The 25,268-nt window shown below is 34.6% G+C and carries 19 protein-coding genes and 1 pseudogene; 13 read left to right on the forward strand and 7 right to left on the reverse strand.

What is annotated here, in order from left to right; genetic code table 11:
- The first annotated feature begins 4 nt into the window (after positions 1-4).
- The 7 genes from H6589_05995 to H6589_06025 all read left to right on the forward strand — a co-directional run bounded on the left by H6589_05995 (position 5) and on the right by H6589_06025 (position 9,161).
- The gene (locus H6589_05995) at positions 5-1,963 is read left to right on the forward strand and encodes a gliding motility-associated C-terminal domain-containing protein (GenBank protein MCB9174141.1); all 1,959 of its coding nucleotides are present in this window, start codon (positions 5-7) and stop codon (positions 1,961-1,963) included.
- A gap of 160 nt (positions 1,964-2,123) precedes the next feature.
- A complete protein-coding gene (locus H6589_06000; protein MCB9174142.1) occupies positions 2,124-3,788 on the forward strand; it encodes a CTP synthase in 1,665 nt (554 codons plus the stop codon).
- Positions 3,789-3,840: 52 nt separating this feature from the next.
- The gene (gene yidC, locus H6589_06005) at positions 3,841-5,790 is read left to right on the forward strand and encodes a membrane protein insertase YidC (protein MCB9174143.1); all 1,950 of its coding nucleotides are present in this window, start codon (positions 3,841-3,843) and stop codon (positions 5,788-5,790) included.
- Positions 5,790-6,269, forward strand: a complete 480-nt coding sequence (locus H6589_06010; protein ID MCB9174144.1) for a hypothetical protein — start codon at positions 5,790-5,792, stop codon at positions 6,267-6,269. Before yidC ends, H6589_06010 begins: the two co-directional genes overlap by 1 nt.
- Before the next feature lie 28 nt (positions 6,270-6,297).
- Positions 6,298-7,419, forward strand: coding sequence for a hypothetical protein (locus tag H6589_06015; GenBank protein MCB9174145.1), 1,122 nt, complete (start codon positions 6,298-6,300; stop codon positions 7,417-7,419).
- 51 nt (positions 7,420-7,470) lie between these two features.
- Entirely contained in the window at positions 7,471-8,673 is a 1,203-nt protein-coding gene (locus H6589_06020; GenBank protein MCB9174146.1) for an aminopeptidase, read from the forward strand.
- A 23-nt stretch (positions 8,674-8,696) separates the two neighbouring features.
- Positions 8,697-9,161: a hypothetical protein gene (locus H6589_06025; protein ID MCB9174147.1), complete on the forward strand. Its 465-nt coding sequence runs from the start codon at positions 8,697-8,699 to the stop codon at positions 9,159-9,161.
- A gap of 67 nt (positions 9,162-9,228) precedes the next feature.
- Here the strand turns inward: H6589_06025 and H6589_06030 are convergent, their stop codons facing one another.
- A complete protein-coding gene (locus tag H6589_06030) occupies positions 9,229-10,476 on the reverse strand; it encodes an aminotransferase class I/II-fold pyridoxal phosphate-dependent enzyme (GenBank protein ID MCB9174148.1) in 1,248 nt (415 codons plus the stop codon).
- Positions 10,477-10,618: 142 nt separating this feature from the next.
- Here H6589_06030 and H6589_06035 point away from each other — a divergent pair, with 142 nt between their 5' ends.
- The 6 genes from H6589_06035 (at position 10,619) to H6589_06060 (ending at position 16,074) form a co-directional block, all read left to right on the forward strand.
- Positions 10,619-11,383, forward strand: a complete 765-nt coding sequence (locus tag H6589_06035; protein MCB9174149.1) for a TSUP family transporter — start codon at positions 10,619-10,621, stop codon at positions 11,381-11,383.
- A 32-nt stretch (positions 11,384-11,415) separates the two neighbouring features.
- The gene (locus H6589_06040) at positions 11,416-11,613 is read left to right on the forward strand and encodes a YwbE family protein (GenBank protein ID MCB9174150.1); all 198 of its coding nucleotides are present in this window, start codon (positions 11,416-11,418) and stop codon (positions 11,611-11,613) included.
- Positions 11,613-11,861 carry a DUF1456 family protein gene (locus H6589_06045; protein ID MCB9174151.1) on the forward strand — a complete coding sequence of 83 codons (249 nt, stop codon included), beginning with the start codon at positions 11,613-11,615 and terminating at the stop codon, positions 11,859-11,861. Before H6589_06040 ends, H6589_06045 begins: the two co-directional genes overlap by 1 nt.
- Positions 11,861-12,814 carry a 23S rRNA (adenine(1618)-N(6))-methyltransferase RlmF gene (rlmF, locus tag H6589_06050; GenBank protein ID MCB9174152.1) on the forward strand — a complete coding sequence of 318 codons (954 nt, stop codon included), beginning with the start codon at positions 11,861-11,863 and terminating at the stop codon, positions 12,812-12,814. Before H6589_06045 ends, rlmF begins: the two co-directional genes overlap by 1 nt.
- A 64-nt stretch (positions 12,815-12,878) precedes the next feature.
- Positions 12,879-13,769: a peptidoglycan DD-metalloendopeptidase family protein gene (locus H6589_06055; protein ID MCB9174153.1), complete on the forward strand. Its 891-nt coding sequence runs from the start codon at positions 12,879-12,881 to the stop codon at positions 13,767-13,769.
- A gap of 7 nt (positions 13,770-13,776) precedes the next feature.
- The gene (locus H6589_06060) at positions 13,777-16,074 is read left to right on the forward strand and encodes a DNA topoisomerase 3 (GenBank protein MCB9174154.1); all 2,298 of its coding nucleotides are present in this window, start codon (positions 13,777-13,779) and stop codon (positions 16,072-16,074) included.
- A gap of 205 nt (positions 16,075-16,279) precedes the next feature.
- Here H6589_06060 and H6589_06065 read toward each other — a convergent pair whose 3' ends face one another.
- The 6 genes and pseudogenes from H6589_06065 to H6589_06090 form a co-directional block, all read right to left on the reverse strand.
- Positions 16,280-17,941: a type I restriction-modification system subunit M gene (locus H6589_06065; protein ID MCB9174155.1), complete on the reverse strand. Its 1,662-nt coding sequence runs from the start codon at positions 17,939-17,941 to the stop codon at positions 16,280-16,282.
- Positions 17,938-19,143, reverse strand: coding sequence for an AAA family ATPase (locus tag H6589_06070; GenBank protein MCB9174156.1), 1,206 nt, complete (start codon positions 19,141-19,143; stop codon positions 17,938-17,940). The genes H6589_06065 and H6589_06070 overlap by 4 nt, the downstream gene beginning before the upstream one ends.
- A 3-nt stretch (positions 19,144-19,146) precedes the next feature.
- Complete coding sequence (locus tag H6589_06075) at positions 19,147-20,370, reverse strand: restriction endonuclease subunit S (protein MCB9174157.1); 1,224 nt, start codon at positions 20,368-20,370, stop codon at positions 19,147-19,149.
- Positions 20,363-23,365 (reverse strand): annotated as a pseudogene (locus tag H6589_06080) (type I restriction endonuclease subunit R). The gene H6589_06075 and the pseudogene H6589_06080 overlap by 8 nt, the downstream one beginning before the upstream one ends.
- Positions 23,366-23,398: 33 nt before the next feature.
- The gene (mnmE, locus tag H6589_06085; GenBank protein MCB9174158.1) at positions 23,399-24,790 is read right to left on the reverse strand and encodes a tRNA uridine-5-carboxymethylaminomethyl(34) synthesis GTPase MnmE; all 1,392 of its coding nucleotides are present in this window, start codon (positions 24,788-24,790) and stop codon (positions 23,399-23,401) included.
- A gap of 92 nt (positions 24,791-24,882) precedes the next feature.
- On the reverse strand, positions 24,883-25,233 hold the full coding sequence (locus tag H6589_06090; GenBank protein ID MCB9174159.1) for a DUF3276 family protein: 351 nt from the start codon (positions 25,231-25,233) through the stop codon (positions 24,883-24,885).
- Positions 25,234-25,268: the final 35 nt, after the last annotated feature.

The following is a 25,268-nucleotide window of genomic DNA, read 5'->3' on the forward strand; positions in this document are numbered from 1 at the left end:
GCAAATGAAAAAATTCCTTCTTGTAACATTTGTATTAATTAATACAATTAACTTGTTTGCTAGCCATGTCATTGGTGGTGACATATCTGTAATTGGTTTAGGCTCTAATCAATTTAAAATAAAAGCCAATATTTATAGGGATGATATTAATGGTCAAGTAGGAATGCCTGCGAGCTTAACTGTTGGTGTTTATGAAAAAGGAACAAATAATTTAGTTACTACTGTAAATGTTCCTAGAATCAATTTATCTATTGTTGCCTTAGGAGATTTATGTTATGTTCCCGATCCCAATTCTATTAAAATAGAAGAAGGAATTTTTGAATCAGCTTCATTTTTTCTTCCAAATTATGTGAGTGGTTATTACGTTCATACCCAAATATATGCACGAAACACTCTTGCAATAAATGTAAATACTGGTACTGCAGGCATGTCATTTTATTGTGAAATTCCTAACCCTGTTATGGGTTTAAATTCAAATCCACAATTCACTAACTATCCTGCCGATGCTTATTTCTGTTTAAGCTCTAGTAAAGTTTTTAATTTTGAAGTTGTTGATCCTGATGGAGATTCATTAGTTTATTCATTAGTTACACCTTTAAATTCATCTGGAACTAATAATGGAACTGTAGCTGGTGCTGGAGCCTATCCTTACTATCCAGAAGTACCTTGGAATACTGGTTCGGGATTTAATTTAAGTAATATTGTTGGTGGAGCAATACCAATGAGTATTAATGCTACAACGGGTGATATTACTGCTGCTCCAAGTCTTCAAGGTGTTTTTACATTTGCTGTCAGAGTCGAGGAATTCAGAAACGGTGTTAAAATTGGTGAAACCAGAAGAGATGTTCAATATAACTCCTTGAATTGTACTGGTGGAAATCCTCCAACCTTTTTAAATAATTCTCCAGTAATGGGAGAAACCATCCCAATTATGTACAACAAATTGTATTGTAAAGATTTAGTTTTTGATGACATTAATACTTCTGATACTTTGTATATTGAAACCATTTCAGAAATTTTTGATTCTGGAGCATATCTACCCACTATAACTCCTGATGCTATGGGAAATCATCATTATTATTACAATTACAATGGTACCTCATGGAGCGACTCTGTAGTCATCCCACCTAATCAATTTGAAGCATCTACTGGTTACTACTGGAATATAGGAACAGTTGCTCTTCGTTTCTGCTGGACTCCAAGCTGTAACGATTTATATAAAAGCTACCCTGTTCAAGTAAATGCTTTTTCGCTTGGATGTGATGGTAAGTCTCAAGATAGCATCATATTTAATTTAGATGTCATCCCTCCTCCAGTAAACTTTGCTCCTTTAAATGATGTTTTTACACCTTACGGAACAGATTATTGTCAAGACATATCATTCAAAGACACCAGTTTAGTCGACCTGATAAAAATTGATATTTCTTCCTCAATATTTGCAGAAGGTGCAACTTTCCCTTCACTACCCAATAACTATACATATAGTGATAGTATTATTACGAATGTTGCAAATACTTCTTCAAACACTCAAGCTTTAGGCTCTAGATATTGTTGGACACCAGATTGTGAACACATTGGAAATGTTTATGGGTTACGGGCTATTCTTTCTTCTATCGATTGTCCACAAGCAATTCAAGATACTATATCATTTGATATTACTGTAACTCCACCTTTCGATACACTAGAATTTGTTCCTAATGTTTTTACTCCTAATGGAGATGGAATGAATGACGTATTTCAAATAGCGGGTGTATCAAACCCTTGTAACGATGAGGTTAATGTAAAAATCTATAACCGATGGGGAATACAAGTTTTTGAAAGTACTGATCCTATTTTTGAATGGGATGGAAAAAACAATAGTGGTAATGAGGTTCCTTCTGGAACTTACTATTTAATAGTAACTGGCACGTTTGGTAGTGAAACAATTCCTATTAAAAAACGAACGATTAGTTTATTAAGGTAGATTTAAGCTTCATTTTTTTACTTACTCAATTTCAATTTAGGCTATTAATTTAGTAAAGTGGTTGACTTTATTTTCTTTAAAATTATTATCCAAAATATTGGTTTAAACCGTAGGATTATTTTTACCTTTGCACCTTTATTTTAAAAGCCAAATTGATACTATGTCATCATCGTCTAAATATGTTTTTGTAACAGGAGGAGTAACTTCATCGCTCGGAAAAGGAATTATAGCTGCTTCTTTAGCTAAACTTTTGCAAGCACGAGGCTATTCTGTTACCATTCAGAAATTAGACCCATACATTAACGTTGACCCTGGCACCTTAAATCCTTATGAGCATGGTGAATGTTTCGTTACTGAAGATGGTGCTGAAACCGATTTAGATTTAGGTCATTACGAACGTTTTTTAAATGTTCCCACCTCTCAAGCTAATAATGTAACAACTGGAAGAATATACCAGTATGTAATAAACAAAGAACGTGAAGGTGCTTATTTAGGAAAAACAGTTCAAGTAATCCCTCATATTACTGATGAAATAAAACGAAGAATAAAATTATTAGGCAATACTGGGCAATACGACATAATTATCACCGAAATAGGTGGCACTGTTGGAGATATTGAATCACTACCATATATTGAAGCTGTTCGACAATTAAAATGGGAACCAAATTTTGACTGTATTGTACTACATTTAACTTTAGTTCCTTATTTAGCTACCTCTGGTGAGTTAAAAACAAAACCAACACAACATTCGGTTAAACAACTATTAGAATCGGGTGTTCAACCAGACATCTTAGCATTAAGAACGGAACATAAACTTACAGAAGGTGTAAAAGAAAAAGTTGCTTTATTCTGTAATATAGCACCAAAAGCAGTTATTCAAGCTATAGATGCTGAAACCATATATGATGTTCCCCTTTTAATGCAAGAAGAAGAATTGGATAAAGTGGTATTAGATAAATTAAATCTTGATTACAAAAAAGAGCCGGAACTAGATAAATGGAAAGACTTTTTATTCAAGCTTAAAAATCCAAAACAAACTGTTAAAATTGGTTTAATTGGAAAATACATCGAACTTAAAGATTCATACAAATCAATCACCGAAAGTATAATTCATGCTGGAACAGTTAATCAAATTCATGTTGAATTGGTTTGGATTCATTCTGAAGATATTGAGAATAAAAATGTGGCTTCTTTCCTATCTGATTTAGATGGAGTTTTGGTTGCACCAGGATTTGGAGAACGAGGCATTGAAGGCAAAATTACTGCTGTTAAGTATGCTCGTGAACATAAAATTCCGTTTTTAGGAATTTGTTTGGGTATGCAATGTGCAGTTATCGAATTTGGAAGAAATGTTCTTGGATATACTGATGCACATTCAACAGAGATGTATCCTGAAACTCCTTATCCAGTAATTTATTTAATGGAAGATCAACGAACCATTACTAAAAAAGGTGGAACCATGCGTTTAGGAGCGTACCCATGTAAAATAGCATCCAATTCTAAAGCTTTTGAAGCTTATGGAAACAATAATATTTCTGAAAGACACAGACATCGTTACGAGTTTAATAACAAATATTTAAGCGATTACGAAAAAAATGGAATGAAAGCGACAGGAATAAATCCTGACAATAATTTGGTAGAAATTGTTGAAGTAGAGAATCACCCGTGGTTTGTAGCTGTTCAGTTTCACCCAGAATACAAAAGCACAGTTACAGAACCACATCCGTTGTTTATCAATTTTGTAAAAGCAGCAGCAGATTCGCAATCTTCGATTTATAATTCACCATCAACAAATTTAAAATCTCAAACAACAAATCTCAAATAATTATTTTTCGGTTCCCCCCTTCGGATTTCCGTTAATATTTTAAACACAATAAATGAGCAAACAAGGTTTAGACAAAAATTCAATAATAGGATTAGTACTTATAGGTGTTATTTTATTAATTTTTAGTTATGTAACACGTCCAACTGATGAAGAAATAGCTGCAGTTGAAAAAGCAAAGCAAGCAAAAGAAAAAGCAAAAATTGAACAGATTGATACCAATCAAATTGTTGAAGAAAAACCTGAGCTAGTTATTGATACTACAATAACAGACTCTACTTCGGTACTTGTTAACGACTCATTAAAAACAATTGAACAATTTGCCACTTTTGGTCCATTTACCAATGCTTCAAATGGCGAACAAAAGCATTTTGTTATCGAAAACGACAAAATGAAGATGACCATTTCTAATCAAGGTGGTCGAATTACATCTATTGAATTGAAAGAATTTCAAACCTATCAAAAAACTCCTTTAATTTTATTTAACGAAGATTCATCTCGTTTTAATATTGAATTAACCATTCCTGGTATTACAAGCGGAAATTCAATTCGTTCCATCAATACCGAAGACTTATTTTTTGAAACTAACGACAAAGAATTTAATGTTACAGGAGATCATGCTAAAACATTTACCTTAAAGCTTTATGGTAACTCTAAAAAAGAATATTTAGCCTTTAAATATACCCTACACGGAAGTTCTTATCTAGTAGATTTTGATATTGAAACGGTTGGTTTTAACGATATTTTAGCTCCACATTCTAATTTATTTGTAAACTGGAGCATGTTTACCCCTAATCAGGAAAAAACAATACAGAACCAAAAACAAATAAGCACCATTTATTACAAATACAACAACGGCGATGTAGATTACATCAACGAAATGAAGTATGAAAAAGAAAACTTGGTAGCCTCAGTCGATTGGGTAATGTTTAAACAACAATATTTTAATGCTACCTTAATTTCAAAATCACAACCTTTTGATAAAACTGACGCAACAATTGAAACGATTGACATTCCTGAATTCCAAACAACAAACTATGTGCAAGGAATGGCTACCAATCTTACTATTCCAATTACTGATGGTGCTAAACAGAAATATGAGTTACAATATTATTTTGGTCCAAATCAATACGAAGGCTTTAAAGAAATTGGGTATGATTTAGACAAAACCATGAATTATGGTTGGGGAATTTTTGGCTGGGTAAATGCCATTTTAATTAGACCTGTGTTTAATGTTTTAAACATGACAGGTTTGCAAATTGGTATCATCATTTTACTTTTAACTCTTATCATTAAATTGGTGCTTTTCCCTATTACTTGGAAAACTTATTTGAGCAGTGCAAAAATGAGGGTTTTAAAACCTCAGATTGATGCTTTAAAAGAAAAGATTGGTAGCGATAAAATGAAATTGCAACAAGCTACCATGTCGTTGTACCGACAAACTGGAGTTAATCCACTAGCAGGATGTATTCCTATGCTTATTCAAATGCCAATTTTATTCGCCTTATTCCGCTTTTTCCCTGCAACTTTTGAATTACGTCAAAAAAGTTTCCTTTGGGCAGAAGATTTATCTACTTACGATTCCATTTATCAATTACCATTTAACATTCCTTTTTATGGCGACCACGTAAGTTTATTCACCTTATTAATGGCTATATCTATGATATTTTATACCAAAGCAAATAGTCAAATGACCGCTGGTGCTGGTATGGACGGGATGATGGCATCGCAAATGAAAATAATGACTTACTTGATGCCCGTTATGATGTTATTCTTTTTTAATAGCTACGCTGCAGGTTTAAGTTTTTATTATCTAATCGCAAACGTTATTACAATTGCACAACAATGGATTATCCGTAAATGGATTGTTGACGAGAAAAAAATATTATCGAAACTTGAAGCCAATAAAGCAAAACCAGTAAAAAAATCAGGTTTTGCAGCTAAACTTGAGCAAAAAATGAAAGATGCTCAAGCTTTACAACAAAATAAAAACAAAAGAAAATAATGATGTTGAAAAACAAAATAACCCTTCTTTTTACACTCTTATTTTTTATCACATTTTTTGCTTGTAAAACACAAGAAAAAAAGACTCCTACTAACACTCCCGTTTCTTCGTTTATTAAAATGCAGAAAACACCATGTTATGGCCCTTGCCCAAGTTACAACTTAGAGATTTTATCAGATGGAAGTGTTACTTTTATTGGTAAAAGTTTTGTTGATTATCTTGGTACTTATAGTTCTAAAATATCTGAAGTTGAACTTGAAAATATCAAAACTAAAATTGAAGAAGTTCAATTTTTTGAGCTAGAAGATAATTATGATAGTCCTGCAACTGACATTCCTTCTTGTATAACTGAAGTGTTTTTAAATTCCAAATCAAAAAAAATAACAAACCGTAGATACGGACCTGAAGAATTAAAAGATTTGGAAAAATTAATTGAACAGACAGTATTAAAAAGTAATCTTCAAAAAGTTCAGGAATAATTTCCATTTGATTTTTAAACATTACAAAATGGCTATAGAAATAAAAGAAGTAATATCCGACAAAGAACACAAAGATTTTGTGAATGTTCAGTTTAGCATCTACAAAGGCAACAACTTCTGGATACCACCTATTATTAAAGATGAAATAAAAGCCTTGAAAGCGGAGTTTAATCCTGCTTTTAGATTTTGTGAGGCAAAATTTTGGAATGCTTATAAAGATGGTAAAGTTGTTGGCAGAATTGGATCCATCATAAATCACAAATACATTGAGAAGACTGGTGAAAAAACGGGGCGATTTACAAGAGCCGAATTTATTAACGACAATGGTGTTGTTGATGCATTGTTTTCTGTTGCTGAAAAATGGATGAAAGAAAAAGGTATGACAGAAATTGAAGGTCCTCTAGGTTTTACCAATTTAGACCATCAAGGCATGTTAGTCGAAGGTTTTGAGCACCTACCCTCTGCTGCATCTGAATACCATTTACCATATTATCAGGAACAATTGGTTAGATTGGGTTACGATAAAAAAATCGACTGGATTGAATTTCGTTTATTTTTTGATGGGATGCCTGAAAAAGCAAAAAGAGGCGCCGAGATTGTAAAACAACGAAGTAAAGTAACCGTTAAAAGTTTTACCAAAAGTTCTGAACTAAAAGTTTATGCCGTTCAATTGTTTGAAATTTTAAACGAAGCTTTCAGAGATTTACATAGTGTTGTTGCCCTCGATAAGGAAATGATTGATTACTATGTGAAAAGATACTTAATGATGTTAAATCCGAGATTCGTTAAGTTAGTATTTGATGAAGATGAAAACTTAATCGCATTTATTATTGGTCTACCTTCACTTTCAGAAGCATTACAAAAGGCAAATGGACGACTATTTCCATTTGGATGGTACCACATTAACAAAGCACTAAAACATCCAAAAGTTATTGACTTAATGTTAACTGGTATTTTACCACAATATCAAGCCAAAGGAGTAACTGCAGTTTTGTTTTACGAATTACATGCTGTAATGGAAGAATTTGGAGTAAAAGAAATGGAAACTACTGGAATTTTTGAAACCAATCAAAAAGTGATTCAAAACTGGAAAAACTACGACAATATCCAACACAAAAGAAAAAGATGTTGGAAAAAAACGATACAATAACCAGTATTAAAAATGTTATTCTTTAAATTTGAAATACAAAATTAAAACATGATGATAAAAAACATAATAATTACTACCCTATCAATTTCAATACTTTCGTTAACTTCTTTAGCTCAAACCGATACCTTAAAAAACAAAAAAGACGGACATTACTTTTTCTCTTTGGTAAAGGACATCGAAGCTTTAGATGTGCAAAGTCAGGGACGGACAGGTACTTGTTGGTCGTTTTCTTCTCTTTCATTTTTAGAATCTGAAATTATTAGAAAAGGTAAAAAACCTGTCTCTTTATCAGAAATGTTTATTGTAAGAAACGCATACTTAGATAAAGCTATAAATTATGTTAGAATGCACGGTACCATTAATTTTGCAGCTGGTGGAGCTTTTCACGATATACCTCATACCATAAAAAAATACGGTATTGTACCAGAAGAAATTTACAAAGGTTTAAACTACGGCGAAGAAAAACATAACCATGCTGAATTGGACGCTATTTTAAAAGCAACAGTTGAACAAATTGTTAAAAATCCACAACGTAAGCTTACTCCATCATGGCAAAATGCTATCAATGGAATTTTAGACGCTTACTTTGGTAAAGTACCAACCGAATTTGAATATCAAGGTAAAAAATATACACCAAAAACTTATGCAGCTAGCTTAGGCTTAAACATGGACGATTATGTCGTTATTGGTTCATACACTCATCACCCATTTTACGAAACTTTTGCTATTGAGGTGCCAGATAACTGGAATTTTGGTACTATTTATAATGTTCCGTTAAATGAAATGGAACAAATTATGAATGATGCTGTAATGAAAGGTTACTCAATCGCATGGGGTAGCGATGTTTCTGAAAAAGGTTTTTCGTTCAGTAATGGCTTAGCTATAGTTCCTGAGGATGAAGCAACTATTTCGGTATCAGGTAGAGATAACAAACACTTTAGTGATGCTGGCGCAGAAAAAGTAAGCAATGCCTTTGATGAGCCCGTAAAGGAATTAGAAATTACTCAAGAAATGCGTCAAGTAGCTTTTGATAATTACGAAACACAAGACGACCACGGTATGCACATTACTGGAATTGTAAAAGACCAAAAAGGAACGAAATATTACATCGTAAAAAACTCTTGGGGTAAAGAGAATTATACGAGTGGTTACTTTTACGCGTCAGAAGCTTATGTAAAATATAAAACCATTGATTTTATGGTTCATAAAGATGCTTTATCACCAGAAATGAAGAAAAAATTAAACATTAAATAAAATCTATTATTCTTAAAATTAAAATGGAAAACTCACAAGAAATTAAAATCGGAAGAGGTTTAAACAATATTTTGTTTGGTATTTCAAGAGGCACATTTAAAAAACAATTGGGCGAACCTACCGAAATTGACAACTACAATGCTGGAGATGATGATGAATATCTAACTGAAGCTTGGCATTATGATAATTTTGAAATCTCTGCATCTTTTGATGAAGAAGATGACTGGAAACTTACAACATTATCAACTAGTTCGCCAATTGCCACTTTAGAAGGTAAAAAAGTAATTGGAATGACAGTTGCTCAAGTGGAAGAACTTATTGCACCATTACAATTGGGTGATGTTGAAATGGAAGAAATGGAAGACGACCAAGTATTAATGAGCATTGTTGCTTCGAGTATTAATTTTTGGTTTGAACATGGTAAACTTTCTGAAGTTCAATGGGGCGTTTTATGGAAAGATGAAGATACTCCAAAATGGCCTTTATAAAAAATTAATAGTATAAATAAAAAAGCGGGAAGATATCTTCCCGCTTTTTTATTTATACTTGATTCTATTACTTAGAAACTGCAGCAATATGTTCAGAACGATATTCGCCTTTTTCTAATTTTTCTTTAACTGTTTTAAAAGTATCAATCGTATATTTTACATCTTCCATAGAATGGACAGCTGTTGGTATAATTCTCAACATAATAACACCTTTAGGAACAACAGGGTAAACTACAATAGAACAGAATAAGTTATAGTTTTCTCTTAAATCCAAAATTAAGTTGGTTGCCTCTGGAATATCTCCATTTAAAATTACCGGAGTTACTTGAGTATTGGTTGTTCCAATATTAAAACCATTATCTTTAAATCCTTTCTGAACAGCATTAGCTACTGTCCAAAGTTTTTCTCTTAACTCAGGCATGGTTCTTAACATTTCCAACCTTTTCAAATTACCAACCACTAAAGGCATAGGCATTGATTTAGCGTAAATTTGTGAACGCATGTTGTAACGCATAAACTCAATAACTTGTTCATCGGCAGCTATAAAACCACCAATACTAGCCATCGCTTTAGCAAATGTTCCAAAATATACATCAATTCCAGCTTGGCAATCTTGAGCCTCACCTGTACCCATTCCTGTTTTACCCATAGTACCAAAACCATGAGCATCATCAACAAACAATCTAAAATTGTATTTCGATTTTAAAGCAACGATGTCTTTTAAATTACCTTGATTACCCGACATTCCAAACACACCTTCAGTAATAACCAAAATACCACCATTTGTTTTTTCAACTATACGAGTAGCTTTATCAAGCATACTAGCTAGGCTTTCCATGTTGTTGTGTTGGTAAACAAACCGCTTACCTTGATGTAAACGAACACCATCTAATATACAAGCATGTGATTCAGCATCGTAAACAATCACATCGTTTCTATCTACTAAACAATCGATTGCCGATACCATACCTTGATAACCAAAGTTTAATAAAATTGCATCTTGTTTTTGTTCAAATGCAGCCAATTCAGCTTCTAATTGTTCGTGTAAGTTTGAGTTACCCGACATCATTCTAGCTCCCATTGGGTAAGCTAACCCCCATTGTGCAGAAGCTTCTGCATCCGTTTTTCTAATTTCAGGGTGATTTCCTAAACCTAAATAATTATTTAAACTCCATTGTAAAACTTGTTTTCCTCTAAATGTCATTCTACTGTTTAACTCACCTTCTAACTTTGGAAAAGCAAAGTAACCATGTGCTTCTTTTGAGTATTTACCTAATGGGCCTCTATTGTTTTTGATTTTTTCAAAAATATCTATCATAATTTGTGTTTTTAAAACAAGGCACAAATGTAACGATAATATCATATTTTTTTATTGATAGAGTATTTACTTTTCAATAAATATTAACTTTATTTGTTGCTTCATTCTTTAGAATTAACACAATACTTTTAACATTACTTTGATTTTTCAAGACCTTATTGTTGTGCTTTTACTGGCTTTTGTAGCAGGGTTTACCGATGCAGTTGTAGGTGGAGGTGGATTAATACAATTACCTGCTTTAATTTTATTTATGCCTCAGTATGCCATTCCAAGTTTAATGGGTACCAACAAGTTTTCTGGTTTTAGCGGAACTGTCGTCGCCACTTTTAAATACATGAAACTTGTAAAAATTAATTACCAACTTTTATTACCGGGCATTATTACCGCTGTTTTATCATCAATGCTTGGTGCTTGGCTCATTACATTTTTAAGTAACGACTTGATAAAACCAATTATTTTCGGGTTATTGGTAATGGTGTTTATTTATACCTTGGTTAAAAAAGAACTAGGGCAATACGAAACAAAAAAAGTATTAAATACCAACAGCTATTTTTATTCGGCATTAGTGGGCTTATTTCTAGGTTTTTATGATGGCTTTTTTGGACCTGGAACAGGTAGTTTTCTAATTTTAATTTTTATTACTTTGTTTGGAATGGAATTTTTAATGGCTTCTGCTCATGCAAAAATGATAAATATAGCTACCAACATTTCTGCCTTAATCTATTTTGTTATTTCTGGCAACATTGTTTATAAAATAGCCATACCATTAGCTATGAGCAATATGTTAGGCTCTTATTTAGGGGCTAAAATGGCATTTAAAAAGGGTAACAAATTTATTAGACGATTTTATTTACTGATTGTTTTTTTACTCATCTTAAAATTTGTTTACGACTGGGCAAAGTAATTGACTAACTTTGTTAAACTAGATTATCATTTATGTCAGCAGGAAACTTTCGCAAAAACGTACAAATAGGAATAAGTGTTGAAGTGGTTCAAAAACAAGACCAACGAACTGGAAATTTAACGTCTGGCATAGTTAAAAAAATATTAACCAACTCACCTACTCATCCACACGGCATTAAAGTAATACTAGAAAACGGTGTTGTAGGTAGGGTTAAAACAATTCTAGAATAATGGCTTTATCCAACAACGACATCTTAAAAAAATTACGTGTAGCTCATAAATTAAGAGATACCGACATTGTTGACATTTGCAAATTGGTTGATTTTAATATAACTACTAGCGAGTTAGGGGCTATTTTTAGAAGCGAAGACCATCCTAAATACATGGAATGTGGCGACCAATTGTTACGTAATTTTTTAAATGGTTTAATTATTCATTTACGTGGACCAATGCCTCCAAAAAATCCTGCATCAAAATAATGACTCATAAAAAGGTTCATCCTAAAGAGAAATTAGCATTACACCCGAGAAACAAACATCGAGAACGATACAATTTTTCGCTTTTAGTTAAAACTTGTCCTGAATTAAAACCTTTTGTATTAATCAATAAATTAAATGACGAATCGATTGATTTTTTTAATCCAGATGCCGTAAAAACCTTAAATCAAGCACTTTTAAAACATTACTACGACATTAAATTTTGGGATATTCCTAAAGATTTTTTGTGTCCGCCTATACCAGGAAGAGCAGATTACATCCATTACATTGCTGATTTATTAAGCAAAAGCCATCAAAGTAAAATACCCACAGGTAACGCTGTTAAAATATTAGATATTGGCGTAGGTGCTAATTGTGTTTATCCAATAATTGGAAATAGTGAATACGGTTGGAGTTTTGTAGGTGCTGAAATAAATCCGCTTTCTTTAGAATCAGCAAAAACAATCGTAAAACAAAACAGTCGTTTAGCGAAAAATGTAACCCTTCGTTTACAAACCAACCCAAAAGAATTGTTCAATAACATTATACAAACAGGCGAAAAATTTGATGTAAGCATTTGTAACCCTCCTTTTCATTCATCGGAAATTGAGGCAAAAGAAGGAACTTCAAGAAAACTGAAAAATTTAAAAGGAACAAAAACACCCAAACTGGTGTTGAATTTTGGTGGGCAACATAATGAATTATGGACTGAAGATGGTGAAATTGGATTTGTTAAAAGAATGATTAACGAAAGCAAACAATTTGGCAACTCATGCTGCTGGTTTTCTACACTTATATCAAAAGAATCGAATTTAACGGCGGTATATCAAGAACTGAAAAATTGTAATGCTCTTGAAACAATGACCATCCCTATGCAGCAAGGCAATAAAATGAGCCGAATTGTGGCATGGGCTTTTTTAACTTCAAAAGAAAGAGCTTTGTTTAAATCTGTATAAAGACCTATTTAATTCTAATAATTTCGTTTCTCCAACTTAGCTTATTTACCTACTTTTGTGGTCTATGAAAAAAATCATCATTTCATTTGTAACATTAGTACTTCTCAGCCTTCAGTCAAGAGCCTACACCCTAGAAAGTGATTCATCAGGCACTAAAAAAAATAGCGTACATACCACTTCCATTGATACCACAAAAGATGGCATTTTATTAATACATCGTTTTGATGAGTTTTTAGATATCATAAACGAAACTTCTGATTCAACTGATTTTTACGATTGGGTTACTGATGACATTCACAACAGAAAATTCGATTTTTCAAAAGTTAAAGACTCGTTAATTGTGGTATTAAATGATAGTAACGATTTTTATACACATCCTGTTAAAGGTAATGTTACCTCAGAATTTGGACGAAGAAGATGGCGTTACCATTACGGAACAGATATTGATTTAAACACGGGCGATACTGTTGTAAGTGCTTTTAACGGAAAAGTTAGAATTTCAACGTACAGCAAATCTTACGGGAATGTTATTGTTATTCGTCACAACAACGGATTAGAAACCATTTACGGTCACCTTTCAAAACGTTTTGTTGATGTTGATTCAACCGTTTCTTCGGGAACCGTAATTGGATTGGGTGGAAATACTGGTCGGTCTTACGGAAGCCATTTACATTTTGAAATCCGTTATTTTGACGAAGCCATAGACCCTCGAGATATTATTGCTTTTGAAAATTTTACAACACATTACGATACCTTAAGCATCTCTAAATGCACTTTTGCTTACAGAAAGGAACTTAAATTACTCAAAGAAATTCAGTACCATACCGTGAGAAGCGGTAATACCTTAGGTCAGATTGCCAGAAAATATGGTACTTCCATAAATACCATTTGTCGATTAAATAGAATTTCTAGAAACAAAATATTACAAATTGGTGAAAAATTAAGGGTAAGATAATTAAACCATGAAAGTTTGTATAGCCGAAAAACCCAGCGTAGCTCGCGAAATTGCATCTGTTTTAGGTGCAAACACTAAACGAGATGGCTATTTTGAAGGCAATGGCTATTATGTGACTTATACCTTTGGTCATTTATGCACTTTGTTTGAACCCAACGATTATTATAGCAACTGGAAAAGTTGGAACCTGAACAGCTTACCCATGTTGCCCGATAAGTTTAAAACCAAAGTAGTTGACAATGGAGGTATTCAAAAGCAATTCAGCATTGTAAAAAGTTTATTTGATAAAGCTACATTGGTGATTAACTGTGGTGATGCTGGGCAAGAAGGAGAATTGATTCAACGATGGGTAATTGAACAAGCAGGTTACAAAGGTGAAGTAAAACGATTATGGATATCATCGTTAACCACCGAAGCCATTAAAGAAGGTTTTGAAAAACTAAAACCATCGCAACAATACGACAATTTGTATTACGCAGGTTTTTCTCGTGCCATTGGCGATTGGCTATTGGGCATGAACGCCACACGTTTGTACACCTTAAAACACGGAGGACACAAACAAATATTATCTATTGGAAGAGTTCAAACACCAACATTAGCAATGGTGGTAAACCGCTTTAAAGAAATTGAAAATTTTAAACCTACCCCCTTTTGGGAATTACAAACCGTTTATAGAGAAACCATTTTTAATTGCGAAGAAGGGCGTTTTACCACTAAAGAAGAAGGACAAAAATTTGCCGACAAAGTAAAAGCTGCTGATTTTGAAATTGTATCGGTTACCAAGAAAGCAGGAAACGAATACGCACCTAAATTATTTGATTTAACGGGCTTGCAAGTGTATTGCAACAATAGGTTTGGTTTCTCTGCCGATGACACCTTAAAAACTGTTCAGAAGCTATACGAATTAAAAGTAGTTACCTACCCTAGAGTTGATACCACGTTTTTACCCAACGACATTTACCCAAAAGTAAACGACATCCTTAAAAACCTTTCCAATTACAGCGTTTTAACGCAGCCTTTATTGGGTAAGAAAATACGTAAATCGACCAAAGTATTTAACGATAAAAAAGTAACTGACCACCACGCTATTATTCCTACAGGAGTTGAAACTCAGTTAAACTTAAACGAACAAAAGGTTTACGACATTATAGCCAAACGTTTTATTGCTGTTTTTTACGACGATTGTTCAGTTAGCAACACCGCAGTTATTGGCACTGCCGACGAAGTAAGTTTTAAAACCACGGGTAAAGAAATTATTGAAAAAGGCTGGAGAGTGGTTTTTGATGGCATTGAAGAAACCGAAGAGGAAAAAGAGAGCAACCTCCTACCCAATTTCGTTGAAGGCGAAAAAGGACCTCACGAACCATCGTTTTTAGAAAAAGAAACCAAACCACCCAACATGTTTACCGAAGCAACCTTATTGCGTGCCATGGAAACTGCTGGCAAACAAGTTGACGATGAAGAATTGCGTGAATTGATGAAAGACAATGGTATTGGGCGACCTTCTACTCGAGCCAACATTATTGAAACCCTGTTTAAACGCAAGTATATTGAGCGAAACAAAAAACAATTGGTACCAACTTCAACTGGCATACAGTTGATTGACACCATACAAAACAAATTGTTGACTTCGGCTGAATTGACGGGTAGTTGGGAAAAACAATTGAAAGAAATTGAGCAGGGAAAATACAATGCGGGTACGTTTATTAAAAACATGAAACAAATGGTGGATCATTTGGTGTACGAAGTACGTATGGAAAAAGACCGCGCTCAAATTTCGGCTATTACCGATAATAAGCCTGCAAAAACAAGCAAAGACAAAAACAAGCTTAGCGAACAAACTTGTCCAAAGTGCAAAAAAGGCTCATTGTTAAAAGGTAAAAACGCTTACGGTTGTAGCGATTATGCTAACGGCTGCAAATTTGTGTTGCCTTTTAGTTTTATGGGTAAAAAATTAACCGAAAAACAACTGTTACAATTACTACAAAAAGGTAAAACCAGTACCATAAAAGGATTTAAAACTGATGTTGGAAAAACTGATGGCACGGTGGGTTTTAACGAACATTTTGAATTGCAATTAACCGAAACAACAACTGCAAGTAAAAAGCCAAAAAAACCTGAGAATGAATTACTTTGTCCTAAATGTGGTAAAGGAAAAATAGTAAAAGGTAAAACTGCTTATGGTTGTAGTAATTTTGCTACTGAGTGCGATTTTAGGTTTTTGTTTAACGACATTAGAACCAAAGCCAACGGAGCTGAATTAACCAAAACATTGGTCTATTCGATAATTAAAGGGGATATTTAATTATGACCAAACAGAAAAATACCAAAAACAAGGCAAAACACTCCAAGTTAATGGATCAGAAAAAGAATAAGCTCAAAGAAACCACAGCGCAACGAAAACTAAGACTGACAGAGATTTTGAATAAGTCGAAAGAAGAGTAAATTTTATATTTCTTCAATTAGAACTCATTTCATCTTTAAAAAATAATTGGTTTAGAATTTCATCCTCAAATTGTTTTTAACCCCAACTCCTTTAAAAATCCATTGTGTTTTTCGGTGTTTGTTTTAATACGCTCATTAATAGCAGTCAGCTTTTCATTTACCTCTCCTAAGTCAATTTGCACTTCATCCTCAGCCGTACTCACATATCTTGAAATGTTCAGGTTGTAGCCATTGTTTTTAATCTCTTCCATGGAGACTTTTCGAGAATAGCGTTCAGCTTCTTTTCTGTACTTGTAAGTTTCTACAATACTTGCAATGTTCTTTTTTGAAAGTTCATTTTGCCTTTTTCCTTTCAGAAAATGCTCACTGGCATTGATGAATAGCACGTCATCTTCTTTTTTGCATTTTTTTAGTACCAAAATACAAACTGGAATTCCTGTTGAATAAAATAGGTTAGAAGGCAAGCCAATTACCGTGTCAATATTGTTGTCTTTCAACAGCTTTTCACGAATTCGTTCTTCTGCGCCACCACGGAATAATACACCATGAGGTAAAATAATAGCCATTGTTCCTTCTTTTCCTAAGAAATGAAAACCGTGTAAAAGGAATGCAAAATCCGCTGCTGATTTTGGGGCTAAACCATAGCTTTTAAAACGGAAATCTTCTGCCAAAGTATCATTCGGTTCCCAACGTAAACTGAAAGGTGGATTGGCAACTATCGCATCAAATTCTGTTTTTTTGGAAGGATTCATTTCATTCAAAATGTCCCACTGATTTTTTAAAGTGTCACCATGATAGATTTCAAATTCCGTGTCCTTCATACCATGTAAAAGCATGTTCATTCGTGCCAAGTTGTAGGTAGTGATGTTGTTCTCTTGTCCGTAAATTTTGCCTACTGTACCGCCATTGTCTTTGATACGTTTGCGTATGTTCAACAATAAGGAACCTGAACCGCAGGCAAAGTCCAATACTTTGTCCAACTTACTTTTCTTGCCTGTGGATGGGTCTTGACTGTCTAAGGTGACAATCTCAGAAAGGATGGTTGAGATTTGTTGTGGCGTATAAAACTCGCCTGCTTTTTTTCCCGAACCTGCTGCAAACTGACCAATCAAATATTCATACGCATTCCCTAAATCATCGGCATCAGATGACATCCTCTTGATACCATCGGCTATTTTGCTGATTATCTTACATAATTTATCATTTCGCTCTTTATACGTTTTACCGAGTTTTTCAGAGTCAAGGTTAATTTCTGAAAACAGCCCTTGAAACGAATTTTCAAAAGACTCATTTTCTATGTAGCGAAAACCCTCAGAAAGATTCATTAATAAATCTTCGCTATGTGTTCGTGCGAGTTCGGAAATATTACTCCAAAGATGTTTTGGTTCTATTACATAATGCACCTTCCTGCGCATCTGCTTTTCAAATTCTGGAGCATCTTTCTCATTGTTACGATACCATATAGTTAAGGGCGAAACTTCAATGGTGATTTCTTCTTCTTTGCCCGATTCATCATCAACGACCTTTATTTTTTTCTCCTCAGCGTTCGGATAATCAGAACCCAACTCCTTTTTTGCAGATTCTTCGTAGTTGTGCGATAGGTAGCGTAGAAATAAAAACGAAAGCATGTAATCACGGAAATCATCTGCATTCATGGCACCTCTTAAATCATTTGCAATGCCCCAAAGGGTATCGCCTAGTTTTTTATGTTGTTCTTTTTGTGTCATTGTTCAGCTGTTGTTTGTTCTTGTGCAAAGATTTCTGGCAAATTAAATTTGTACTTGTCCAGAAATCCTTGAAGAATTTTTTTGAATAAATCTTTTGTGTCATCTGTCATTGGAGATGGAGCAAAAATTGAATACTTTCCATGACTAAGGAGCTGCACGGCTCTATGAAATAGTACTTCATCCTCCAATCCATGTATTACTTTATCAATTTTGTCATAGCCGAAAAAGCTCACTGCTTTTTCCATAACTGTTCTTAATCCATTAAAATGGTAAGTATGAATCACCTCAGATTTGGAAACCTTATCCAATTCACTCAACAAGGCTATGTGATGAAAAAATGGGGTATCATCTGTGTCCTGTAACTTATAAGCCAGAGAGCCATTTGAATGAAGGAAAAATGTTTTCCGTTTCATCTTTATTTCATTGTACATAACATTAAAGAAAAGACTATGGTGTGTTGACAAGACTACTTTGACCTTTCTTTCTCTTTCAACTTTCTTTTTCTCCCCAGCCTCTTCGATTTCCTCATATATACCACTTTCCATTATTGAAGCTAAACCACATGCTAATGCGATCGCATTATTTTCGTCTAGCGAAGAAATAGGGTCATCAATGTAGATGTATTTTACCCAGTCATAGCCTTCAGCACCATCAATTGCCAGTTGATAGATTGCCAGGAAAAAACACCAGATAAAGAGATTTTCTTCACCTCGGGATATTTTAATGTTTTCAACGTTCTGTGAAGTTCCTTCAACCAATTCTTCTCTAATAAATCTGATAGCCCAGAATGTTTCAGGATTCTCTTTACCAGCATCAGATGGTTTCACATAATTAAAGTCGGTCACAAAATTGAAGTCGCTATAATTATGCAGTATGGGGCGAATTTTATTGTCTATATCTAAATTCTCAATCCCTCCAAAAAACTGAGAATTCTTGTTTAGTAATAGAACTCTATGTTCATCACTATCTAGGTCATTATCCCAATAGAATAAATCTTCAGTGAAAGCATTGAAGTACAAAGTGTCTCTTGGCGGATTAATCGATTTGCCCAATTCCTTGAATTCCATGGATAATCTCGTCTTACCAGTTCCGTTGTATGCATAGAAAAGAATCACATCCTTTAGCGTTCTATGATCTCCTGTGAGATATTTTCGGAATTCGGAAACTACTTCCGTAAGGTTATTGAAGTTTGTTGTTGCCATATCTTAATTTTCAATTTTTGGAAACAAGCCCTGCATTAAACCTTTTTTATACTGCTGCAATTGCTCTATTTTTTCTGTTTGTGCAGTGATTAATGCGTCTAATGCCGAAAGACAGGAAGCTATTTTTTGTTGTTCTTGAGGTTCAGGAATTAGAAAAGAAAATTCCTTGATTTGCTTTTGAGAAAGCATAGGAATTGCACCGTTTGACCTGTTTTTTCGAACTTCCTCTTGAATGCAATCTCCAATTAAAATGTAATAGAGAAATCGAGCATCACAAGTTATATTTTTAATTAAAACCATACTTGGGTTTATAGTTGCTGGTCCTATTTCTCTGTCAATTATTGCACAATCTCCTAATGTTCCTCTTTGAGAAAAAATAATGTGCCCAACTTCGACCATAATTTCTGGAGATTCGTAATACTTATCCCAACTAAGATATGTTGGGTCTTTTAATTCAAGTAGTTGATTTTGGATATGCTTTCCGCCAAGTACTAACGCTCCTTCTCCCTGACCTACTATATCTTGAGTTGTATATCCTCTATATCCAATTCGACCCTTAACAAGACAGTTGTCTTCGACAGTTGTCGGGAGCCAATCCCCATCACCTTCAAACTCCGAAAAACGAACCTTAGGCACAGTTTCACCATCTTGCGGGAAAAGATTTTGCATCAAGCCTTTTTTGTGGTCTTTGAGAGCGTCCAGCTTATCGCTGTGGGCGGCAATCAGCTCATCTAAAGAAGAAAGGCAAGAGGCGATTTTTTGTTGTTCTTGGGGTTTTTGAGGTGTTGGAACAGGAATCTCTTTTAATTTCCCTAAAGTTAACTTGGGCGGTGCAGCGCCAGTGATATAAGGTTGTAAGTCAAGTTTGACAAGATAGCTTTCAAGTAACTTATCATCAATTCCAATTGGTTTCAGAACGTGGGCATGATTATTAACCCAATATTTTCCCTTTACCAAAAATGCAGTGTTTTCAAAAGAACCCCATTTTGCTCCGTCTTCGCCAACTAGCAAAAGTTGCTCTTCAAAAAGATAGTCATCTATGAAATCAATTATTCCGCTTGCACCATAATATGGATACTCACCTGATTTCCTGTCGCTACTTGTAACAGGCTTTCGGATATTGTTTAATATCTCGCACAAATCATTTATTGATTCGATTTTCCATTCTCCTTCCTTTTCAAACTCTGGAAAACGCAATTCAGGTATTAATTTCATCTCCTTACTCATAAGCTGCTAATCCTGAAATTTCACGCCCTTGGGCTAGTTTTTTTAATTGGGGTGCCAAGTCCTGCATCAAGGCTATTTCTGCTTTGCTGCGCTATTTCCAACCCAATTCCAAGGGTTCCATCAGGTCAGTGAGCTTTTCTCCGTCAAAAATCATTCGGTTCATAACCTGCTCTACAAAGGTTTTTAAGGCTGCTGTTTGCAATCCATGGTCGTTGGCAATCTTAGCCAGTTCTTTGTCGTATTTCTCTACTCTAAAGGTTTCATATCCTTGGCGGAGTGCATCAACATCTTTTCCGCTTTCCCAGTCCAAACTGTTGATGTAGTCTGTCAAATCTTCCTCTTCTTCCATTAGGTTGGAGTTGGATTTCAGCAAACTAATTACCTGAGTCTTGGACATTTTCTGCTTAGAGGGTTTTTGCTGTGTACTATCGGCAATCAGGCTCATGATGTAATCGTAATCAATCACCGCAGAGGCGAAGAGAACAAACTCAAAATCTAATTGTTGAATGTCTTCGGGTGCATCACCACCTTCTTTTTGTTGTATTTCTCGTAGTTGTTTGGCCGTTTCTAAATACGAGCTTCTAAACTCTTGCAAGTTATCTTTGGGTAGAATGGCTTCAATAGTTTCTTGCTGCTTTTCATCCAAATCAGTGTATTGGTCGAGTTGGGTTTTTAATCGCTGCACTTCCTTAAAGTTTTTTACAAAAGCAATCTTCGCAGCATCTCCACGAAGGTTGTAAACTTCTTGTGGTTCATTTACCAAGTTGTGTTCTTTCATAAAATCGCCCAAAGCTTCCACTGCCTTTTGGTATTGGTCAATCACCACTGGAGCAGGATCCACCATCCAAATTTCTTTGGCTTTACTTCCATCTTCACCAGAGAAGAGGGTTATGGCTTGGTTTACGGCTTCTTGTTGCGAACGGAAATCGAGTACATTCCCATAAGGCTTGGTATCGTTCAATACCCGATTGGTTCGTGAAAATGCCTGAATCAATCCATGATATTTCAGGTTTTTGTCCACGTACAGCGTATTCAAGTATTTGGAATCAAAACCTGTGAGCAACATATCTACCACTATGGTAATATCAATTTTGTTTTTATGCGGATAGTCCTTATTGGTGAATTTCTGGTCTTTGATGCGTCTTTGAATATCCTGATAGTAGATATCAAAATTGTTGATGTCGTGATTAGTGCCAAACTGTTTGTTGTAATCGGCAATGATTTCTATCAGTGCTTGTTTCTTCTCTTCAGGATTTTGCTTGTTGTCTTCTTTCTCCTGTGCTAAATCTTCCTGAAGCTGCTTAATATCAGCTGCATTCTTTTGGCTTTGTTGGTCGCCATTTTGAGCAATCAGTTGGGCTGGCGGAGAAAATACGCAAGCGATATTGAGCGGAACATAATCTTCATCCTCACTTTTCTTTTGTTCCTGAATGGCTTTGAACAAACGGAAGTATTCAATGGCATTATTGATAGAGGCCGTTGCCAACACCGCATTGAATTTTCGTTGATTTGTGGCTGCATTGTGTTTGTCGATAATCGCTTCTGCAACGGCTTGTTGGGCAATTGCTTCTCCTGGTTTAGCATTTACAGTTCCTTCACCTTTAAAATAGTCAATATGAAACTTAAGAACGTTTCTATCATCTATTGCATGCGTAATGGTATAAGCGTGCAACTGCTTTTCAAAAATGGCGTCTGTGGTTTTTAATGTTTCTTCTTCACCTGTTATTTGTCTATAAGTGGCATTTTGCTCAAAAATGGGCGTTCCTGTAAATCCAAACAACTGTGCATTGGGGAAGAACTCTTTAATCGCTTTATGATTTTCACCAAACTGCGAGCGATGGCACTCGTCAAAAATGAAAACGATTCGTTTGTCGCTCAACGGCTCTAAACGCTCTTTGTAGTTTTTCTTGTAGGTACTATCTAATGCAATGCCTAATTTTTGAATGGTGGTAACAATTACTTTGTCAGCATAGTCGGTAGACAGTAAACGTCTTACCAAGGTTTCTGTATTGGTATTTTCTTCTACACTACCTTCCTGAAATTTATTGAACTCTTCACGGGTTTGTCGGTCAAGGTCTTTTCGGTCAACTACAAACAAACATTTTTCAATATCTGCATTGTCTTTTAGTAGAGTAGAGGCTTTAAATGAAGTTAGGGTTTTACCACTACCTGTGGTGTGCCAGATATAACCGTTTCCGCGGTTCTGGTGAATGCAATCCACAATAGCCTTTACCGCATAAACTTGGTATGGTCGCATCACGAGCAGTTTCTTCTCGCTTTCCACCAATACCATGTACTTGCTAATCATTTCCCCAAGTGTGCACTTGGACAAGAATTTCTCGGCAAATAAGTCCAGTCTATTAATCTTTTGATTATTTACATCTGCCAATTCATACACAGGCAAGAATTGTTCGTCAGCGTTGAATTGAAAGTGTTGGTTCTTATTGTTGGAGAAGTAAATTGTTCTTGACCCATTACTTACAATAAACAACTGCATGTAACACATCAAAGTATTTGTATAGCCATTGCCAGGATCATTTTTGTAATCCACAATTTGTTGCATGGCTTTACGGTGTGAAACATCTAGCTTCTTCAATTCAATTTGCACAACAGGCAATCCATTAATCAGCAAAATGATGTCGTATCGTTGATGACTGTTTTCTGTATTGATGCGTAACTGACTGATTACTTCAAAGTCATTTTTACACCAATCTTTGATGTTGACCAACGTATAATGAAGTGGAGTCCCGTCTTCTCTTTGAAAATACTGTCTTTCTCTAAGTTTTTTAGAAGCTGAAAAAACATCAGGTTCTATGATTTCTTCTCGTAAGCGTAAAAATTCACTCTCCGATAAGCGCACACGGTTCAATGCCTCAAATTTCGTTTTGAAATTTTGTTCTAGCGCCTTCCTGTCCTTAATATCAGAACGGTAGGTGTATTTGAGCTCTTTGAGTTGCTCAATAAAATTTTCTTCTATTTGATATTCTTTAGTCACTAAATTAGTTATATTTTGAAGTTTCTAAATTAGTTATTTTCCGATACAAAACTTGGAGAAAATATTATCTAAAAGGTCATCAGTAGAAATATCGCCTGTAATTAGGCCTAAATAGTGTAAAGATTGACGAATGTCCATGGCTAAGAAATCACCAGTAATGTTAACATCCAAGCCGTCCAATACCTTGCTTAAAAACTCGTTAGCTTGTGTTAGCGCTTCGTAATGTCGTGCATTGGTAACAATTACATCGTTTTGGTTTAATGCACCAGAATTCACATAATTAAACAATTGTTCTTTTATCGCTTCAATGTTTAGTTTTTCTTTGGCAGATACAAACAACACGTTGGCAATACCGTCAAATTTTTCGTCAATTATTGCTTTTTCTGCTTTATCTACTTTATTGGCAATAACCACCAAACGCTTGTTTTTACCTTCAATACGATTTTCAATGTTTTTAATGTCGGTTAATAATTGTGCCTTGGGTATTGCCGCAGCATCCACCAACAACAATACAATCGAAGCTTCATCAATTTTTTCAAACGATTTTTTAATCCCCAACGATTCTATTTCATCTTTGGTATCGCGTATTCCAGCGGTATCAATAAATCGGAAACCTATTCCGTTAATTACTATTTCATCCTCAATGGTATCTCGCGTTGTTCCAGCAATATCAGAAACAATGGCTCTTTCCTCATTCAACAAAGCGTTCAATAAAGTAGATTTACCCACATTAGGTTCACCAACAATAGCCACAGGAACGCCATTTTTAATAACATTACCGTAATTGAACGAACGTATTAATTTAACTAAGGTGTCTTGAAGTTTTACCACCAATTGCTTTAAATCATCTCTATCAGCAAATTCTACATCTTCTTCACTAAAATCAAGCTCTAACTCTATCAACGAAGCAAAATGTATCAATTCTTCTCGTAATTTTTGAATTTCTTGGCTAAAGCCACCACGCATTTGTTGCATAGCCAATTGGTGGGATGCTTCGGAATTGGATGCAATCACATCTGCAACCGCTTCGGCTTGCGATAAGTCTAATTTTCCGTTTAAAAATGCCCGTAAAGTAAATTCACCAGGTCCTGCTGCTTTTGCTCCATTCTTTACCAACAATTGTAACACTTGTTGCTGTATATAAGGCGAACCGTGCGTAGAAATTTCTACTGCATTTTCGCCTGTAAACGATTTTTTATCTTTAAACACACTCACCAATACTTCATCCACTATTTTATCGCCATCGCGTAACGTTCCAAAATGTATGGTATGCGAATCAACTGTAGTTAAATCTTTTCCATAAAAACACTTGTTGCAAATGGTAATGGCATCGGCTCCCGATAAACGTATAACTGCAATTGCACCTATGCCAGAAGCTGTTGCTAAAGCACAAATGGTGTCGCTAATATGGTTTTTGGTTTGCATAGGAGCAAATTTAGTCAATAGATTTGTATTGCTTAAAATAAAAAAGCCAGCAATTAAATTGCTGGCTCTCTCATACCTATAATTGATTAATATTATTTATCGCCTAAATCATCAAAATCCACATCGGTATAGTCTGAAGCAACTTTTTCAACCACTTCTTCACCTTGTTCTAATTTCAACGCTTTAATTTTGTTGATGGCTTCTTCTAAGCCTTCAGTAAATTTTCCAAAATCTTCTTTGTATAAAAACAACTTGTGTTTTTCGAAGAAAAATTTACCGTTATCGGCATTAAATCTTCTTTTACTTTCGGTAACTGTTAAATAATAATCGTCGCCTTTGGTCGATTTAACATCAAAAAAATAAGTTCTCTTCCCTGCTCTTACTGATTTAGAAAATACTTCATCTCTTCTGTTGTCGCTGTCATGGTTTTCTGTTCCTTCCATCTCTTTTTCTTTTTATAATTTTATTAAACTTATTG

Source organism: Flavobacteriales bacterium, assembly GCA_020635795.1.
GTDB lineage: Bacteria > Bacteroidota > Bacteroidia > Flavobacteriales_E > Vicingaceae > Vicingus.

Bases quoted from the DNA above. Each gene is read 5' to 3' on its own strand.
- H6589_05995 (MCB9174141.1), top strand. From the start codon at position 5: ATGAAAAAATTCCTTCTTGTAACATTTGTATTAATTAATACAATTAAC.
- H6589_06000 (MCB9174142.1), top strand. From the start codon at position 2,124: ATGTCATCATCGTCTAAATATGTTTTTGTAACAGGAGGAGTAACTTCA.
- yidC (MCB9174143.1), top strand. From the start codon at position 3,841: ATGAGCAAACAAGGTTTAGACAAAAATTCAATAATAGGATTAGTACTT.
- H6589_06010 (MCB9174144.1), top strand. From the start codon at position 5,790: ATGATGTTGAAAAACAAAATAACCCTTCTTTTTACACTCTTATTTTTT.
- H6589_06015 (MCB9174145.1), top strand. From the start codon at position 6,298: ATGGCTATAGAAATAAAAGAAGTAATATCCGACAAAGAACACAAAGAT.
- H6589_06020 (MCB9174146.1), top strand. From the start codon at position 7,471: ATGATAAAAAACATAATAATTACTACCCTATCAATTTCAATACTTTCG.
- H6589_06025 (MCB9174147.1), top strand. From the start codon at position 8,697: ATGGAAAACTCACAAGAAATTAAAATCGGAAGAGGTTTAAACAATATT.
- H6589_06040 (MCB9174150.1), top strand. From the start codon at position 11,416: ATGTCAGCAGGAAACTTTCGCAAAAACGTACAAATAGGAATAAGTGTT.
- H6589_06045 (MCB9174151.1), top strand. From the start codon at position 11,613: ATGGCTTTATCCAACAACGACATCTTAAAAAAATTACGTGTAGCTCAT.
- rlmF (MCB9174152.1), top strand. From the start codon at position 11,861: ATGACTCATAAAAAGGTTCATCCTAAAGAGAAATTAGCATTACACCCG.
- H6589_06055 (MCB9174153.1), top strand. From the start codon at position 12,879: ATGAAAAAAATCATCATTTCATTTGTAACATTAGTACTTCTCAGCCTT.
- H6589_06060 (MCB9174154.1), top strand. From the start codon at position 13,777: ATGAAAGTTTGTATAGCCGAAAAACCCAGCGTAGCTCGCGAAATTGCA.
- H6589_06065 (MCB9174155.1), bottom strand. From the start codon at position 17,941: ATGACACAAAAAGAACAACATAAAAAACTAGGCGATACCCTTTGGGGC.
- H6589_06070 (MCB9174156.1), bottom strand. From the start codon at position 19,143: ATGGCAACAACAAACTTCAATAACCTTACGGAAGTAGTTTCCGAATTC.
- H6589_06075 (MCB9174157.1), bottom strand. From the start codon at position 20,370: ATGAGTAAGGAGATGAAATTAATACCTGAATTGCGTTTTCCAGAGTTT.
- mnmE (MCB9174158.1), bottom strand. From the start codon at position 24,790: ATGCAAACCAAAAACCATATTAGCGACACCATTTGTGCTTTAGCAACA.
- H6589_06090 (MCB9174159.1), bottom strand. From the start codon at position 25,233: ATGGAAGGAACAGAAAACCATGACAGCGACAACAGAAGAGATGAAGTA.